Here is a 17,845-nt window from a genome sequence, read left to right as displayed (position 1 = left end):
GCGGAACGACGACCAAGCAGTTTAGAACTTTGCTTCAAAGGTGCGGAAGCGGCGCTCCTGCTCCCACTGCGCAGCGGCCTTCTGACTGCCTGCGAGAAATGTCTTGCATGCTGCGGATGGAGTGTCGCTGCCGAGCGTCTGGCCTTTGCACGCTGATGTCGGCGCGGTGAAGACATCCTGCGAAGCCCAGAGGCTGGCGCCCGGCAGAAAGTTGTGCTCCATGCCGGTGCGCGCAAGCTGCTTCAGGTCGGCATAGGTCAGGCGGTAGTCAAGCGCGGCGCGCACATATTCATTCGTGAGGTCGATGCGGCTCACACCCTCATCATCCGTAGAAAGCGCAACGGGCACGTGCGCGGCGCGATAGTACGGAAAGGGATGCTGTGCGCCGACGATGCCGAGAATGCCATCGTTTGAGCTGAGGTTGATCTCAACCATGATGTGCTTTGCAGCCATCTCTTTGAGCAACTCTTGCGCATTGTCCTCGAAAAAGACATCGACGCCGTGGCCGATGCGCTCGGCGTGGGCCAACTCAACGGCCTGACGGATGTGAAAACGCATTCCCTCCGGCGGAACCTGGCCCGGATTGAGTTCGCCCGCGTGCAAACTGATGTGCACGGTTGGATAAACCGAGTGCAGATACTCAATCATCTTCATCTGCAGCGTGTAATCGCGCATGGAGATGAAGCCATCCTCAGGCTGCACAAAGTTGATGCCGATGAAGCCGGGCTCGCCAGCATTGATGGTCGCCTGTATGGTCTCAAAGCCGAGCAGCGTCTGCGCAAAAACCTGCTCCGGCGCAAAACCGCGCAGGACCTGGTAGATATAGCGGACCTCGACGTTGCATGCGGGCAACGCCTGGGGCGTGCCGCAATGCTCCAGCTCGCGGCGGCTCGCCTGCATTGTGCGCGGGCGCTCCATGTCGGGAGCCACTTCGTCGCGCAAATTTGCTTTGAGCAGTGTTTCGCGATACGCGGCAAAGTCCGGATGCACGGGATCGATGGTGATCTGCTGCGAGATCTGCGCCGCGTGGCCAAAGGGTGGCGTATCCATCAATTCGAGGTATTGCTGGTTCTGCGCGGCAGCGCGGCTGGCTACCTCATCCACCCACTCGCCGCCGTGGCGCTTGTCCAGCCCGCCAAAGCGCGCAAAGGTGGCAAAGAACTGGTCATGCCCGCTGAAGCCGGGTGTCGGCACAAAGCTCCGCATGGAGAAAGAGTTGATGAGCCGATCATATAAGTCCTGATCAGCGGAGGCGATGTTTCCGCTGAGGCGCGTGGCAGGCACAAGCGGTGCGGTGCATGGCGGCTTCGCAAACTGCAGCGCTGCCGGATCAACGCAGATACCATCTTCGGCAGCGTCGCGAATGAAGGTTTCGGCATAGATCGCGCCGGAGAGGTGCACATGCAGATCAGCGCCCTTGGGAAACTGCGCAAGAAAGGCAAGCGCGGACAGCGGGCCTTCCTTTACGGCGGATTCATAGGCGCGGGCGGCGCGTTGTTCCGCGGCGGGGCTGGTTTTCGCCGCAGGCGGAGCCGCATGCACGGACGCAGGGATCAGGCAAAGAAGCGAGAAGCTGACTGTAAGGAGGCGCATCGCACTCCAGTGTAGGACAGATGTGCGGCTATCACCGCAAAATTCGATATATGAGCGGGATGGACCGGGTTTGGCCGCCGGGCGAAGGCTTGGTATACTAATCAAGTTGTTGCAGCGCTGTTCGAGGAATCCCCTCCTGATCCGGCTAGGATTTTCAATATTGGCCGGACTCCCGCACAGGAATTGCAACTCAAGTTTGCACTGAGGCCAGATAGCTCAGTGGTAGAGCGCGGCCCTGAAAAGGCCGGCGTCGGCGGTTCAATCCCGTCTCTGGCCACCACATTTTAAAGTGCTTACGGGATTCTCTCGGAAAAACGTACCCCAAACGTCACCCAAAGAACTCCAGTTCATTGCAATTGCTCCAGCGAAGAAGCTGGCTGTTGAGCGGCCAACAACTGGTTCACTACCTTCTCTTGCGCCTGCCGCTTCGTCCGGGTTACGGCCTTCGCATACAAGCCCAGCGTGATGCCTGGATGACTGTGCCTAAGCAGCTCCTGGGTCACCTTCACGTTCTCGTCGTTCTCGATAAGCCATGTTGCAATAGACCGGCGAAACGTGTGCCAACCAACAGGTCCATTTACTCCGGCTTTCTCTGCTGCTGTTTTCCGCCTATTTGCAAGCACCTTCTGAGATCGTTGCGTTCTGTCGACAACTACTCCTCGGTCTCAGAGAGACCGGCTGTCGCTATCTCCTGTTCGGCTTGGAACCGTCCGTGACTACAACTACAGGCAGACCCTATCTGGCAGTCCATGTCTTGCTCAAACGAAGAGACCGATGTGTGCACGACGAACGATCGCTATCAAGTCCTATATACCCTGAATGTATGGGTCGACCTGGAGGCTTTATGGCCCGTTCTGAATCCTTGGCTTGACATGTCCCCATCCATTGGAAGTGAGACCGGCTGATTGCGTCGTGACGGCCGGCAAGCGGATTACACAGCGGGCTCCCTCAGCAATCGACGGGTCGAAAAAGATCTGCCCCCCACTTCGCTCGACTACCAGTTTTGCGATCGAGAGCCCTATCCCAGCGCCGCTCTTTGCCGCAGTCTCTCGCGACGTACTTGTAAAGAACCGGTCAAATACCTTGTCGAGTTCCAAAGCATTGATTCCAGGTCCTTGGTCTTGCACGCTCAGTTCAACGAGCGGCGACGTAGAGTCGACGAAGGAATAGTCGATGCTAATCGTTGACTGAGGCGGAGAGAACTTCAATGCATTGTGCACGATGTTCATAATGGCTGCGCGAATCAAGCCCCGATCAGCACGGACTATAGCTCTCATTGATCCGTGCGCTCGCTCTATTACACGCACCTGTCGTTCTTCGACGATGATTTCAAGCACTGAAAGTACTTCGCTAGTAAGTTCGATGAGAGAGAACGAGCTGCTTGCTTCTTGGGGTTGGAATATCTCTGCCTTTGTGAGTAATAGGAGTCCGTCAATGGTTTGATTCAGCTTGCTTGTCTCTTCAAGGACACTTCCAAGGGCCTCGCGATGGACTTCTAGTTCGCTCTCTCCTCGAAGCGCTATTTCGGCAACGGTGCGAAGTGAGGCCAGTGGGGTACGAAGTTCATGCGCCGCATCAGCGGTGAAATGCTGTAGCTGGACGAACGCCTGCTCAAGGCGCTCCAACAGATGGTTGAAAACCTTGGCGAGATGGCCTAGTTCGTCGTCGGGATTTTGGATTTCGAGCCTGTCCTGAAGATTGCTGGCTGTAATCCTTTCTGCCCTCGCAGCCATCTGTTGCAGCGGCGTGAGTGCCCGTTTAACGACTTCGTAGCCCGCGAAACCGGCGATGAGCAACGTGATTGGAAATGCGATTAGCAGCGTGCCTAGAAACTGCGTCATACGCTCCCTAAACGGGGCTAAGCTGTAACCCAGCCGTATGAGCACCGTACGCCCTTGCATGGAGTGCAAGTGGCTTATAAGGAAGACGTGTGAACCGTCAGCCAACTTGGCGACATGTTCGTTGAAACTTTCATCTCCCTCTTTTGGTAATGGCGGCCCACCCAGCGCCATCCCGTTAAGCGTTGGGCTCCTGTAGAGAACAGGCCCGGATTGATCTCGAATCTCCATTAAACGATCGATTAATAGATGGGAATGAGGACGAGAGAAGTAATCCTGTTGGAGATGCAGTACGCCATGAGAATCGAAGAAAAGAAGTCCTTCGACAGTAACTACATCTTGCATTTCGTCGTGATAGATTTGGCGAGTGATTATGGCATATTGGAACGCAAAGACCAGAACAATGTAAATCGAAACTATAAGCGCTAGAACGGTGACATACCAAAGCGTCAGCCGTCCTCGTAGTTGTTTCAGCCAAAGCGCCTTCATGCCTCAGGATCTCGAAGAATAAAGCCCATGCCGCGGACCGTATGTAGAAGCTTGATTGGAAAGGAATCATCGATCTTCCTGCGCAGCCTCGCTACCTGCACGTCAATCACATTATCTAGAGGCGTGTAACGTGAACTTTCTTTCCACACATCCTTCGCCAGCATCTCGCGAGAAACGGTACGACCACGATTTTCCGCGAGATAAAGCAGTAGATCGAACTCGCGCCCAGTGAGGTCGATCTCGACCTGCCCTCGCGACGCCGTGCGGATTCTTGTGTTCAGCACAAGATCATCGATTTTCAAGGTGTCGCTCGTAGTTGGTGCAACAATTCGCCTCAATAGCGCCTGTACCCGGGCGCTCAATTCGGGGAAGGAAAAAGGCTTCCCAAGATAGTCGTCTGCCCCGGATTGCAATCCTTCCACCCTATCCCCAACCGTATTGTGAGATGTCAACACGACCACGCGCACATCCAGGCCCTCGCGGCGTACCTGCCGAAGGATCTCGAGGCCATTTCTGTACGGAAGAGAGAGATCCAAGATGAGGAGGTCGGGGTGTTCGCTGTGAATCAGGAAGAAACCCTCTTCGGCTGTTGACGCCGAGTTCACATCATAGCCTTCACTCGCGAGACCTTCAGCCAACGCGCCTGCCAGCTTCTTATCGTCTTCGATAATGAGGATCTTCGATTTTACTTGTACAGTTGACACGCATTTCTCCCAATTCAAATCATTCAGCAAATTTCGATGGAGAACAAGGCCTTACAGGAAAATGTCAGAAATTGTCAGAATTCTGTAAGGAAATAAAGTGGTTCACTTGGAGGTGTTGGGACCTGCCAAAGGAGTCACCATGCGAAACCCTCGAATTATATTTGCCTTCGCGCTACTGTCTTCCACAGCACTCGTAGCTCAAAGCGGTGTCACAACCGGTGCAACACTGTTTCCGCAAACGACATTACCTATAGTCTTTGCAAACAGTGTGAGCGCAGATCACTCCAAACCTGGTGATCTCGTCATTGCCAAGACAACTCAGGTGATCAAGCTTTCCGATGGCAGCGAAGTTCGGCCAGGAGCTCTTGTGACCGGGCACGTCATTGTGGCGATACCATTTTCATATGACAAGACGCCTTACGCAAAGCAGAAGGAGTCTGTTTTAGAAATTAAGTTTGAAGCGCTTTCTGTTCAAACCGCAACGCTCCCATTGCATGTCTACGTACGGGCGATAGCTGACCCTGTTACAAGTTCGGACGCACGCACATCAACGGGGTTCGAAGGACTTCCTACCACTTGGACACAAATAGGTGGCGACCAGCTCAATCCTTCTGAAAGAGAGATCCGTTCGAGTGATGGGGATGTTGTCGGGTACAACAAACGTGGAGGCGCGTACGCTCATCTGATCGCAAACAATGCTGGCAGTGTGCAGTGCGACGGAAGCAACAGTGAGCAGCCGGTTTCTATCTTCTCGGCCTCTGCCTGCGGCAAATACGGATTCGCGAGTACGTCTTTGGATTCCGCGGGCTCTCTTGCTGATCCTTCCCACATGGCTCTCTCCTCGGCGCATCGATCTCCGAAGATTTGGAAGTACAGCACCGCTCTACTTGAGGTTCTTCCAGATTCCACATCCGCCTCTATGCAGCAATAGGGAAATCACGTTTGTTGATTGGAGAAGACCGCATGTTGCCAGTAGGACCGGCCGTCAAGGTGACCGTATATCTGAATCAGGATACTGGCGCGGAACACGGGTTTCTGCATGACGAAATTCTGCGCTACCTCCTGACCAACGGTGTCAACGGGGCTACGGTCTACCGTCCTCATGCTGGATTTGGGCTACATGCTCGTCTCCATACGAGCGGCGCGGGAGATGTAGCGGGCCTCCATCTCCCTGTCGTCATCTATTTTGTCGACACAGGCGAGAAGGTTGATTCCGTACTCCCCGCCCTGCTTGCAATGGTCACAGATGGTCTGGTAGAAGCCCACCCGACTGAGATTCTCAAAAATATCTCAACGAGCGAGAGGGTCATTTCCTGATGTCTCTTTGCAAGACAACCGCCACATGCATTGTGGTCGCGATATTTTGCCTGCTCCCAATCATTTCGTCTGCCCAGGGTGTTCCGTCGCCGGCGTTCCCGCCCGAACCTTTGACACTTGCCACGGCAGAAACAACCGCTTTGGCAAATCAGCCTCGCATGCTTGCCGCACAGCTGCGTGCTCGTGAATCCGCTCAGCGAATTCGCGAAGCTCGATCCGGATTCTTCCCAACGGTAGGATTTAATGCCACCGGCGTTCGCGTCGCGGATGTCGGAACTTCGACGGCGGCCGGCGCCCTGACAACGTCATCGATCTCAGACCGCTTCGCGTACGGTGGTAACCTCACCCAACTTGTTACAGACTTCGGCAGAACGAGCGCTCTTGTCGGTAGTGCGCGCTCTACGGCTGAGGCGCAAAATGATCTCGCTACTTTGACACGCGCACAAGTTCGCCTCAATGTCCGCAACGCCTACTTTAGGGTTCTGGGAGCGGATGCCGTGTTGCGAGCCGCTCAAGCCGCTCAAGCCAATCGCCATCTCATAGCGCGACAATTGACGGCCCTTGCGCAGAGTCAATTGCGGTCGACGGTGGATGTAAACTTCGCCGAGGTGCTCGCAAGCGAGGCCGATTTGGCTGTAGTCAGGGCGCAAAGCGTCGTAGCTCAACAGCGCGCGGCGCTGGCGACCGCAATGGGAACTTCTCAATCCATCACATCGCCGCTGGTCGAGGTAGAGTTGCCCGAGACGTTGCCGCTGGACGCCGAATCGTTTCTGAAGCAAGCCCAAGCCAAGAGAGCGGACTTGAGCGCGGTAGAAGCACAACAAAGAGCAGCATCGCAGTTTGCAACGGCCGAAAAACGGCTGAGCTATCCGACGCTCAATGTGCTCGGAGCAGCAGGCCAAGTGCCATACCACGATCGCAGTCTGCAGGGCGATTATGCTGCAGCGGGTTTCAATCTCAATATTCCCATCTTCACGGGTGGCCTCTTCGCAGGACGCCGAGCTGAAGCCGAGCTCGAAGCGAGTGCACGCACGCGGGACGTGCAGCAGCTCAAATTGCAGGTCTCTGAAGAGGTCCGTGATAGCTGGTACCAGGCGGACGAAGCGTACAAGAGCCTGGATGTAACAACACGCCTGGTTGCGCAAAGCAAAGAAGCTCTGCGTCTGGCACAAGCGCGCTACGATGCCGGCCTTGGCAGCATCGTTGAACTGAATGAGGCACAACTCAATGAGACATCGGCAGAGATCACTGCCGCAGACGCCACCTACACCTATCTCTCGCGTCGTACCGAACTGGATTACGCAGCGGGGCTGCTCAATTGAAAGGATTTCTTTCCATGGCTTTATCGAGACGTGCAGTGGCGTTTGGGCTGATCAGTATATCGAGCACCTTGGTTCTGACATCCTGCAAATCAAGTACGCCCCCTCCGGCTGAGTTGCCGACAGTTCCGGTGGCGGTCGTAGGCCCCGCCACACTCCAGAACAATCTTGTTCTTTCAGCGGAGTTCGAAGCATTTCAGGATGTCGATGTGATGGCGAAGATTGCCGGTTACGTCAAGGAGATACGGGTTGATATTGGGTCTCATGTAAAGCAGGGAGAAATTCTTGCGATCCTGGAAGTTCCAGAGATTGCCGATGATGTCGCCAAGGCGAATGCCGGCGTTGCTGCAGCAGAAGCAAACGTCGTCACCGCACAAGCCGCGATCCAGCGGGCAGAGGCTGGCGCTAATATTGCACATCTCTCCTATCAGCGTATCAATGATGTCTCCACCAAGAACAAAGGTCTGGTCCCGCAGCAGGATGTTGACGTGGCTCAATCCCGTGACATGGAAGCGGTTGCTCAGCTGGCAAGCGCCCGCTCGGCTCTCAAGGCTGCGCAACAGTCGAAGCTCGCAGCAGATTCCGAGTATGCCCGCACTCAGGCGATGATGCAGTATGCAACAATTCGTGCCCCGTTCACGGGGGTGGTTACTAAGCGCTACGCAAACACCGGCTCCATGATTCAAGCCGGTATTTCTTCTCAGACCCAATCGATGCCCGTCGTCCGTCTCGCACAAAATGATCTTCTCCGCCTTACGCTGCCAGTTCCAGTCACCGACGTGGCGGAAGTCAAGGACGGCCAACTCGTCGATATCAATATCTCCAATCCTCCTCGCACCATTCACGGCAAAATAGCGCGCTATGCCGACTCGGTCCTCATGGCTACAAGGACCATGGATACACAGATCGACGTGCCCAATAAAGATGGAAGCCTCGTCCCCGGCATGTATGCCGAGGTCCATCTTCACTTAGCCGATCGCCCCAACGCTCTGAGCGTACCCGTGGATGCTATCGATGGACTTGGAACCAGCGTAGAGCAGGCTTACGTCGTTCGCTCCGGAGTAGTTCATGTTGTCCAGGTCGCCACAGGACTTCAGACGCCATCAAGGATTGAAGTCCTCTCCGGGCTGCAAGTAGGTGATGCAGTAGTTGTCGGAAGGCATAGCGGTCTCTCGGATGGTGAAAAGGTAGAGGCAAAGCAAGCCAGTTACGAGAACGAGTCCAACCGAAGCTGAGATTCGCCACAACCTAACAAGAGCGAGGAACGATGTCGGGATTTTCAATTCGTAACCCCTATCTGATTGTTGTGCTTTGCCTTGTCGTGATGATTCTTGGCACCGTCAGCGCCTCTGACATGCCCGTCGATATGTTCCCTGCCGTCAAGCTGCCTGTAGTTGCGGTTGCAACTTTCTACTCCGGTATGCCGCCGGCACAGATCGAAACCAATATCACCTACCACCTTGAGCGCCAGTTCACGCTCGCGAGTGGCATTGATCATATGGAGTCTCGTTCCCTGCCCGGCGTCAGTCTCATCCGTGTCTACTTCCGGACCGGGACAGATCCGGATGCGGATGCAGCCACCATCTCCTCACTAGCCATGAGCGATCTGCGAGACATGCCGCCTGGCACATATCCTCCCGTCATACTTAAACAGGACGCCGCCAGTATCCCGGTTTCGCTCGTTACCCTAGCGGGTTCAGGCCTCGACGAGAGCAAGCTCAAAGATTTCGGTCAGAACTTTGTCCGCAATCAACTTGCGAGCGTTGAAGGAGCTTCTGTACCGCAGCCTTTTGGTGGCCGCTGGCGTCAGATCATGCTCTATGCAGATCCCTACAAGCTTGAGGCAAACCAACTTAGCCCCATGGACGTCGTGCGTTCCATCAATGACGCCAACGTAATCCTTCCTGCCGGCGATGTTCAAATCGGACGCCTGGACTATGACCTCTATACAAACTCCATGCTGAAGGGCGCAGACGACATCGGTCATGTACCCATCAAGATGGTCGGTCAGTCGCCAGTTCGTGTTGGAGATGTTGCGGTTCCTAAGGACTCCTTCAGCCTTCAGTACAACGTTGTTCGCGTCAACGGCCAGCGCGCTGTATATCTGCCTATTTTCAAGGCTGGTTCTGACTCAAACACCATCGCCATCGTGAATGGAGTGCGCGATACACTCAAGAAGCTCTACGATGTGCCATCCTCGCTCAAGACCGACGTGGTTTTTGATCAGTCACGGTTTGTAAAGACCGCGATCGAAACTCTCGTTCACGAGGGCGGGATTGGACTATTTCTCACCTGCCTGATGATCCTAATTTTCTTGGGCAGTGTGAGAGCTACGCTTGCAGTGTTTTTCTCGATCCCGCTCTCTCTTCTGGCAACCTTCTTCGTGCTGAAATTGACCGGAAGCTCCATTAACAGCATGGTGCTTGGCGGTCTCGCACTGGCGCTATCACGCCTCATCGATAACTCAGTTGTCGTACTCGAGAATATCTTTCGGCATCTCGAAGGGGGCGAGTCTCCGCTTGTAGCCGCAGAAAAGGGTGGCCAGGAGGTGGCTCTACCTGTTCTCGCCGGAACGCTGACCACCGTCGTCGTCTTCTTTCCAGTGACAATGCTCTACGGTGTGAGCCGCTTCCTCTTCTCCGCACTGGCGCTCGCGGTAGTCGTCTCTCTATTCGCATCCTACTTCGTTGCGCTTACAGTTGTTCCACTCTTCTGCGCTCGCTTCATCAAGAGCCCGCATGGAGATGTAGTTCATGAATCCGCCGAGAGTGAGCATGCGATTGACCCGGCACATGAGCCGAAGAACCCGGGGCTGTGGTATCGGTTCAACATTCGATTCAGTGCCGGCTTTGAAGGACTGCTTCGCCGTTATGACGGACTGGTCCAGAAGATTCTCGACGCGCCCCGCACGACACTCGTAGTCTTTGGAGTTTTCTTTGTGTTGAGCCTCTCACTATTTCCGTTTCTTGGGCTTTCCTTCTTTCCGCGTACCGATGCAGGCCAGTTTGTGGTCAATTTCAAGGCGCCCTCTGGAACGAGACTGATCGATACGGAAGCGGAAGCAGCAAAGCTTGAAGATATCGTGCGGCATATCGTCTCCAGGCACGATATGGGTCTGACCGTGACCAACATCGGTGTCGATCCCGGCTTTTCGGCTCTTTTCACCCCCAATTCAGCTATGCATACGGGCTTTACCCAGGTTGCGCTTTCTGAGGATCACAAAACCAGCAGCTACACCTACATCGATGAGGTCAAGCGAGCCGTCGGTCAACAAATGCCGGAGCTTCAGACTTTCTTTTCGAGCGGAAGCCTCGTCGATGGTGTGCTCAACATGGGGGCTCCAGCTCCGATTGATGTACGTGTCGCAGGGAACGACATCACAGCTGATTACGATACCGCGCAGAACATCGCCGCACGCATCCGGGGCATCCGCGGGATAGCCGACGTCTATATTCCTCAAGACATCGACTACCCATCGCTTCGCATCTCCGTCGACCGCACTCGCTCCAGCGAGCTTGGTCTCACGGAAAAAGAAGTTGTCTCAAATGTCATCACGGCACTCACCTCGAACGTGATGATCGCACCAAGTATCTGGATTGATCCAAAGAGCGGCAACAATTACTTTCTGACCGTCATGTACAAGGAAGGTCAGGTAAAGACTCTCGAAGATCTCAAGGCTATTCCATTGCATGGTGCAAATATCACACAACCGACGCGTCTGGACATGGTCGCCAACATCGAACAATTCAAAGCGCCAACAGAAGTGGACCACACACAGATTCGTCGCTTCATCGATATCTATGTCAGACCCCAGCAGGAAAGCCTCGATCGAATCACCCGTGAAATCAACGCTATTGTTGCATCCACCCACCCGCCAATTGGAATAGACGTCAAGCTCACCGGAAGTGTCAACTCAATGAATGAGTCCTTTCGCAGTTTCGCAATCGGTCTCACCCTTTCTGTGCTCCTGCTCTATCTCATCCTTGTTGCTCAATTCCGCTCGTTCCTTGATCCCTTCATCATCCTGCTCGCGCTGCCTCCGGGTATTACCGGTGTTCTGGTGGCGCTCCTTCTGTGGGGAACAACCCTCAATGTGATGTCTCTGATGGGAGTGGTCATGCTTGCGGGTATCGCTCTGTCGAACAGCATTCTCATCGTCGAGTTCGCGCACCATCTCTTGAAGGAGGGCGCGACCGTGCGGGAAGCTATTATCACTTCATGCCGAGTTCGCCTCCGGCCGATTCTGATGACTTCTCTCGCGACTCTGATTGGTCTTTTACCCATGGCAGTCAAATTAGGGGAAGGAAGTGAAGCGTACGCTCCGCTCGCCCAGGCTCTTATCGGCGGTCTAACACTATCCGTACTGTTTACGATTTTTCTCGTCCCGGCGGGATTCTATCTCGCGTATCGCAACAAGCCACAATTAGCATAAGCGCACTACATATGGCCCCAAAAACTTTATGAGATGTCGATAAACGAGGGAATCCGGAATATCATGCCTACTCGGAGAATACCGTGACTCTCGAAGCGAATATCATCGAGGCGTGGTTATGATGCCAGACATGCCGCAAGGGGCGTTTGCCGACCAGTGGCCATTTCTCCCGATCCTGGAACGATTCGGCGTTGCGATTTCTATCGGCCTTTTTGTCGGTATCGAGCGGGAATACAGCGGCAAACTTGGTACTCGAACATTCGGACTGATTGCCATCCTGGGATGTCTGGCCGGGGTGGCCGGAACGCAGTTCATCTGGATCGCCGCTCCTATCATCTTGCTTGTACTGACGTTCATCAACTGGCGCAGGCTCTCGGCACACGACCACCTAGCCACGACAACGACTTTGAGCCTGAGTATCGTTGCCTTTTGCGCGATCCTCTGCGGCATGGGACACCTCTATACTCCAGTGCTTGCTGCGATCTTGTGCAATTCGTTTCTTGCCTGGAAGCAGCCAATCCACGCGTTTACCTCAAGTCTCTCGCAACAGGAAGTTCGCTCCGCGATCCTTCTTGCCGCACTCTCTTTCATAGTGATGCCGGTTCTTCCCGCCCATCCGGTCGGTCCCGGTCATCTGGTCGATCCGCGATCGAATTGGGCAAGTGTGATTTTGATCGCGGGTATCGCGTTCGTCAATTATGTGTTGTTGAAAGTGCTTGGACCAAAGGGCATGGAATTGACCGCGTTCTTTGGCGGCCTTATCAATAGCCGCAAAGTCATCGTTGAATTCATCATGCGCGCTGGAAGCAATAGTGAGGTCCTGCTTCCGATTATTTATCGTGGCGTCATATTGGCAACGAGCGCGATGGCGATCCGCAATACAATCATCGTTGCTGCATTGGCTCACTCAACAGAAGCGATCCTTCTCACCCTCCCGCCAATGGGACTTATGCTCCTGGCCGGTGTCGTGCTTTGGCGTATACACCCAGTTGTAGCCGAAGCGGCGTCAGCCAAGCCGCTCACACTTGACTCGCCCTTCAGCCTTTCCGCCGCCCTGAAATTTGGGGCGGTGTTCCTTACCCTCAACGTCGTTGGGGCCCTTGCGCAGCGGTATTTCGGATCGGCCAGCTTTTACTTCGTGAGTGCGGCGGGAGGATTGCTATCGAGTGGTTCATCGATCGCTGCAGCCGCAACGCTTATTCATCACGGAGAATTGTCGCCTCTTACAGGCGTGAACGGTGTCGTGGTTGCCAGCCTGACCAGTATCCTGATCAATATTCCACTGTTGCGACGAGTTCCTGGCGCGGGAGCTTATCGTACCAGGCTAACCTTAAGCCTCATCGGCACGGCAGCAGCGGGTTCGGCGGGGATGCTGGCCGATATGGCGTGGGTACACTTTCATGGGTGAGGATCAAGAATGAAGTTGAGGACTTCGATCGAGCGTTCCATTGGAGCGGTACTGGCTACCGCCATTGTGATAGCCCCTTTACATGCGTGGGACACGAATGTAGCAAAGAAACAAATCCGCCATGTTGTCATTCTCTTTCAAGAAAATGTTTCCTTCGACCATTACTTCGGGACCTATCCGCACGCGCTCAATCTTCAAGGAGAGCCCGCGTTCATGGCTTTGCCAGGAACGCCGACGGTGGCAGGATATGACGATGAGTTGCTGACCAGGAACCCAAACTACCTCAATCCCAAGAACGGGGCCGGGCGTTCCAATCCTTTCCGCTTGAGCCGCGAGCAGGCAGCAACAGCTGATCAGGATCACGGCTACGGCGCGGAGCAGCAGGCGTTTGATGGCGGGAAGATGGACTTGTTTCCTGCCTCGGTCGGTCATCCCGACGGCCCCCGCGTTGTCGGAGAGCATCCCGGGGTTCTTGCAACGAGCGGTCTAACCATGGGCTATTTTGACGGCAACACGGTTACCGCTTATTGGAACTATGCACAGCACTACGCAATGAGCGACCACCACTTCGACGTAATCTTCGGACCATCGACACCGGGAGCCATCAATTTGGCCTCGGGCCAGACGAATGGTGTGGTCAATGATCAAAACGCCGAGGGTGGCATGCTCCCAGATGGGAACGGAGGATTCACTATGATTTCCGATCCCAATCCAATCAACGATCTTTGCTCCAGCACCTCCGACGCGCTGGTTCACATGACCGGCCGCAATATCGGCGATCTTCTTACGGAAGCAAACATCTCCTGGGGTTTCTTTCAGGGCGGATTCGACCTCCGTGTGGTCAATCCAGACGGCAGCACCGGATGTCGAAGAAATTCAACGTCTGCTTGGACCAAAGTGCGCGCCAGGGATTATGTTCCACACCACGAGCCCTTCCAGTACTACCAGTCGACTGCAAATCCGAAACATATGAGGCCCTCATCACCACAGGCGGTGGGCACCAATCATGACGGAGGGGCCAATCATCAATACGATACCCACGACTTCTTCGATGCAGTTAAGGCTGGTAACTTTCCGACGATCAGTTATCTAAAAGCTGCAGCCTACCAGAACGGCCATGCCGGCAATTCCAGCCCGCTCGATGAGCAGCAATGGATCGTGAGCGTGATCAATTTCCTGGAGCAGCAGCCGGAATGGGATCACACTGTGGTCATCATTGCCTATGACGACTCAGACGGTTGGTACGACCACCTGAAGGCGAAGACCGCAAATGGCTCAGCGACAGCGACAGATAGCCTGGATGAGCCCGGTAAGTGTGGCGATGGTGCGGGGGCCCTTCCGGGAGTCAAACCAGAGACGAAGCATGCTCAGGGCCGCTGCGGGCCAGGGCCGCGCTTGCCGTTATTGGTCATCTCTCCCTGGGCGAAGGCAAATTATGTCGACCACACCGTAACGGATCAGGCCTCGATCATCCGTTTCATCGAAGACCTCTACCTCGACGGCAAACGCCTCGGCGGAGGGTCTTTCGATGCGCAGTCAGGATCGTTGCTTGGGATGTTCGACTTCAGCAAGAAAATGCCTCAGAATGCGGGCAAGCTGCTTCTTGATCCAGACACAGGCCTGGTGCAGGCGGGAAAATAGGGAGCACGGTGAAACGTTGGACACGTAGAAGACTTCTGCAGCAGGCCGGGATTGCCGCGCCGGCCATATTTGCGCGTAGTAGTTGGGGGCATATTTCTCCTCGGCCAATGCCGATGTCCGGCAAACGAGCGATAACACTCGACGCGATGAACTTGACCTCGTTCGTTGATCCATTGCCATTGCCTATATTGCAGAAGATCCAAGGCCGGAGATCGTCTTCGATTCACGGTGCAGTCGACGTGCCATATTATGCTGTCCACATCCGTGAGGTGGAATGCAGGTTTCATCGTGACCTTCCGACTTCACGTCTCTGGGGCTATGGCTCGACATCAGCTCCCATACTGTTCGAGGTGCAGAGTGGCGAAGGCGTTCTAGTCGACTGGATCAATGATCTGCCGCCGCGACACTTCCTTCCTCTAGATCCTCCGATGCCGGGAATGACATCGGATCCCCCAACGCGCGTGGTGACACATCTGCACGGTGCGCGCGTTCCTTCGGTCAGCGACGGTTATCCGGAGGATTGGTTTTCACCCGGGAAGAATAAGCTCTGCTATTACCCAAATCATCAGGACGCAACCGCGCTTTGGATGCATGACCATGCCATGGGGGTGAGCCGCTTCAATGTCTTCGCCGGATTGATGGGCTGGTATCTGATCCGAGACGAGGTTGAGAGGAGCCTTAACCTGCCATCCGGAAAATACGAGCTTCCACTGATGATCTATGACCGCAGTTTCGATCAGCAGGGACAACTGTACTATCCCAATCCGCCAGACGAGGGCGCATGGTCTCAAGAGTTCCTAGGCGATGCGATGGTAGTCAATGGCAAAGTGCGGCCTTATCAGAATGTCGAGCCGCGACGATATCGCTTGCGAATTGTGAACACCGCCAACTCACGATTCTTCTCCTTGTCGTTGTCAACCGGTCAGAGCTTCCACGTCATCGGCAGCGACCAAGGGCTGCTTGCCGCACCGGTCGAAATGGCGCGGATCGTTCTTGCGCCTGCGGAGCGCACAGATTTGATCGTGGATTTCAGTGGCCTACGAGGCCAAAACGTCGTTCTTAAGAGCGATGATCTTGAACTGATGCAGTTCCGTGTTGGCAAAGCTCCAACGGATGACACCAGCCAGCTTCCAAAGAGCTTGCGCACCATCGAGCGTCTCACTGATCAACAGGCTGAGCGAACCCGCATGATGACATTAAATGAGTTCGACGATGACAGTGGTATGGCGATGACCATGCTGCTGAATCGAAAACACTGGGCCGATCCGGTGACGGAGCAGGTCAAGCTGAACTCCATTGAGATTTGGAGTCTCGCCAATCTCACGCAGGATACACATCCAATTCACCTTCACATGGTTCGATTTCAGGTTCTTGATCGCAGAACCTTTTCGGTCGACGATTACCTTGCCAGCAACACCTTACCCTTGGACTATACGGATGCTGCAAGGCAGCCTGGAGCCCACGAGATGGGCTGGAAAGATGTCGTGCAGTGCCCGCCGGAGTCAGTCACCCGCATCATCATCCCCTTTCAGGGATACGCTGGGCGATATCTATGGCATTGTCATCTCTTGGAGCATGAGGCAAACGATATGATGAGACCCTACGAAGTCATTGTCTGACCCTTCGTGATCGAGAACTTTGGAAGATCGTTGTTTGATTTTCATTTGTCAATGCGTTGGAGTCAGAGCGTTTCGCCCGCGCCCAGGTGGTGAAGGAGCTATGTCTTCTACCTGCTGAGGAATGTCCGGATTGTCAGCGGCGTGAAAGCGGCTTTGATGAGACGCAGCTTCTACTGCCGACGGGTTGGCCCTCGTAAGCCAACTAAGATCCGGTGAGCTTCTGCCGTCTAAATGGTCAATTGACGCCTGCAGGCCAACGCGCTCATTGACCTATTCAGATCGATCTGTGTCTTCGGTAAGTTGCCGTGTAACCGGCGGATCGGACAAGTGATTGGTGCCGATTGGCTCGTTATCACTTTCTCGATGAGCGCATTATCGCCAAGGCGCTCATCGACAGCAAATTAGCACAGAAAACCGGGCATCCCAGCGTTAATCGGGACGGTCAGGGTAAACTTTGCAACCCAAAATCTAACCCAAGCGAACGATCTCTTATACTGTTTTGCAGAGACTTACGGTGCCATCCGTGTCGTCTAAGTTGTTGAAATTACTTGTCGTTTAAGTTCTGAAAAGGCCGGCGTCGGCGGTTCAATCCCGTCTCTGGCCTCCACCTCCTCGTTACACATCCTTATATATCCCGTCTCAGGTCTCCCACTGCAATCAGCAGCGCGGGGAGATTATTGTTGTTAGGGCTTAGTGAGTTGATGCGATCCATAGGTCTATGGAGAAGATAAGGTGCAGAAGAAGCAGCCGGCGGAAGCGTCTAGGACGAAGCGAGCAGCGCTGCCGAAGGGCTTCTCATTCGATCAGCTCTCCGTCGAAAAGGCCAAGCGAAGCCTGTTACGAGATGCATTGCGGCCAAACGAGCAGCGCGATCTTGCATTTCGTCACATCGTCCTCTCGATTCCGGTCGGCAAAGTAAGCACTTATGGTCATGTTGCTGCTGCTGCTGGTTACCCACGCTACCATCGTGCCGTTGCTCGACTCCTGCGTACGGACCCGGTCGATCAGTTGCCATGGCATCGCGTATTGGGCGCAGGCGGCGAGATCAAGCTACGCGGTGCTGCTGCGCACGAGCAACGAGCGCGTTTGAAATTAGAGGGTGTGAAGTTTAACGGAAAACGAGTCGATATGGAGCGGTTCGAATATTTGCTTAAGCCCTGGGAGGTCTATCAGTGATCGTGGACGCGCAGCTTAAAGTTACTGCGGATATGCTCTCGCTCCAAAAACATTTCAGGGAATGCATTAAGCGTGGCCGGCCTGAGTGAGGCATAAGTCGCCTTCACGATTGGACTATTTGGGATGTCTTTGAAATGGTAGGCACGACTGGACTCGAACCAGCGACCTCTTCCGTGTCAAGGAAGCGCTCTAACCAACTGAGCTACGCGCCTGTACATACCATGCGGCCATCAATAAGGGTGGGAAACGGCCTGAGGAATAGTTTAACAGTATTGCCGCGGAGAGCAAAATGCGGCTGCGACCAGGCGG

General features: G+C 54.6%; 12 protein-coding genes, 2 tRNA genes and 1 pseudogene. 10 read left to right on the top strand and 5 right to left on the bottom strand.

What is annotated here, in order from left to right:
• Positions 1-21: 21 nt before the first annotated feature.
• Entirely contained in the window at positions 22-1,593 is a 1,572-nt protein-coding gene (locus VO84_RS08805) for an adenosine deaminase family protein (protein ID WP_058187284.1), read from the bottom strand.
• A 205-nt stretch (positions 1,594-1,798) separates the two neighbouring features.
• Between VO84_RS08805 and VO84_RS08800 the strand changes: the two genes are divergently transcribed.
• A tRNA-Phe gene (locus VO84_RS08800) sits at positions 1,799-1,873 on the top strand.
• 67 nt (positions 1,874-1,940) lie between these two features.
• Here the strand turns inward: VO84_RS08800 and VO84_RS23305 are convergent.
• The 3 genes and pseudogenes from VO84_RS23305 to VO84_RS08785 form a co-directional block, all read right to left on the bottom strand.
• Positions 1,941-2,222, bottom strand: a pseudogene (locus VO84_RS23305) (tyrosine-type recombinase/integrase); the annotation flags it as partial.
• Positions 2,223-2,435: 213 nt separating this feature from the next.
• Positions 2,436-3,920 carry an ATP-binding protein gene (locus tag VO84_RS08790; protein WP_082661852.1) on the bottom strand — a complete coding sequence of 495 codons (1,485 nt, stop codon included), beginning with the start codon at positions 3,918-3,920 and terminating at the stop codon, positions 2,436-2,438.
• Positions 3,917-4,624 (bottom strand): response regulator transcription factor, encoded by a 708-nt coding sequence (locus tag VO84_RS08785; protein WP_058187282.1) that lies wholly within the window; start codon positions 4,622-4,624, stop codon positions 3,917-3,919. Before VO84_RS08785 ends, VO84_RS08790 begins: the two co-directional genes overlap by 4 nt.
• Before the next feature lie 139 nt (positions 4,625-4,763).
• Here VO84_RS08785 and VO84_RS08780 point away from each other — a divergent pair, with 139 nt between their 5' ends.
• The 9 genes from VO84_RS08780 to VO84_RS08740 all read left to right on the top strand — a co-directional run bounded on the left by VO84_RS08780 (position 4,764) and on the right by VO84_RS08740 (position 17,536).
• Positions 4,764-5,555 carry a hypothetical protein gene (locus VO84_RS08780; protein ID WP_058187281.1) on the top strand — a complete coding sequence of 264 codons (792 nt, stop codon included), beginning with the start codon at positions 4,764-4,766 and terminating at the stop codon, positions 5,553-5,555.
• A gap of 32 nt (positions 5,556-5,587) precedes the next feature.
• On the top strand, positions 5,588-5,941 hold the full coding sequence (locus tag VO84_RS08775; protein ID WP_058187280.1) for a DUF190 domain-containing protein: 354 nt from the start codon (positions 5,588-5,590) through the stop codon (positions 5,939-5,941).
• 140 nt (positions 5,942-6,081) lie between these two features.
• Complete coding sequence (locus VO84_RS08770) at positions 6,082-7,263, top strand: TolC family protein (RefSeq protein ID WP_231737847.1); 1,182 nt, start codon at positions 6,082-6,084, stop codon at positions 7,261-7,263.
• A 113-nt stretch (positions 7,264-7,376) separates the two neighbouring features.
• Complete coding sequence (locus VO84_RS08765) at positions 7,377-8,495, top strand: efflux RND transporter periplasmic adaptor subunit (protein WP_231737846.1); 1,119 nt, start codon at positions 7,377-7,379, stop codon at positions 8,493-8,495.
• A 32-nt stretch (positions 8,496-8,527) separates the two neighbouring features.
• Positions 8,528-11,692, top strand: coding sequence for an efflux RND transporter permease subunit (locus VO84_RS08760; RefSeq protein ID WP_058187277.1), 3,165 nt, complete (start codon positions 8,528-8,530; stop codon positions 11,690-11,692).
• A gap of 118 nt (positions 11,693-11,810) precedes the next feature.
• Complete coding sequence (locus VO84_RS08755; RefSeq protein WP_157439804.1) at positions 11,811-13,100, top strand: MgtC/SapB family protein; 1,290 nt, start codon at positions 11,811-11,813, stop codon at positions 13,098-13,100.
• A gap of 9 nt (positions 13,101-13,109) precedes the next feature.
• Positions 13,110-14,741 (top strand): phospholipase C, encoded by a 1,632-nt coding sequence (locus VO84_RS08750; protein WP_082661851.1) that lies wholly within the window; start codon positions 13,110-13,112, stop codon positions 14,739-14,741.
• A 350-nt stretch (positions 14,742-15,091) separates the two neighbouring features.
• A complete protein-coding gene (locus tag VO84_RS08745) occupies positions 15,092-16,360 on the top strand; it encodes a multicopper oxidase family protein (RefSeq protein WP_231737845.1) in 1,269 nt (422 codons plus the stop codon).
• A 732-nt stretch (positions 16,361-17,092) separates the two neighbouring features.
• Positions 17,093-17,536: an MGMT family protein gene (locus VO84_RS08740; RefSeq protein ID WP_231737844.1), complete on the top strand. Its 444-nt coding sequence runs from the start codon at positions 17,093-17,095 to the stop codon at positions 17,534-17,536.
• A gap of 135 nt (positions 17,537-17,671) precedes the next feature.
• On the opposite strand, the gene VO84_RS08735 is transcribed toward VO84_RS08740, so the two are convergent.
• Positions 17,672-17,748 (bottom strand) — tRNA-Val (locus VO84_RS08735).
• Positions 17,749-17,845 lie beyond the last annotated feature (97 nt).

Source organism: Occallatibacter gabretensis (assembly GCF_001449115.1).
In the GTDB taxonomy this organism is placed as follows: domain Bacteria; phylum Acidobacteriota; class Terriglobia; order Terriglobales; family Acidobacteriaceae; genus Telmatobacter; species Telmatobacter gabretensis.
This window is presented reverse-complemented; position numbering and strand designations above follow the sequence as displayed.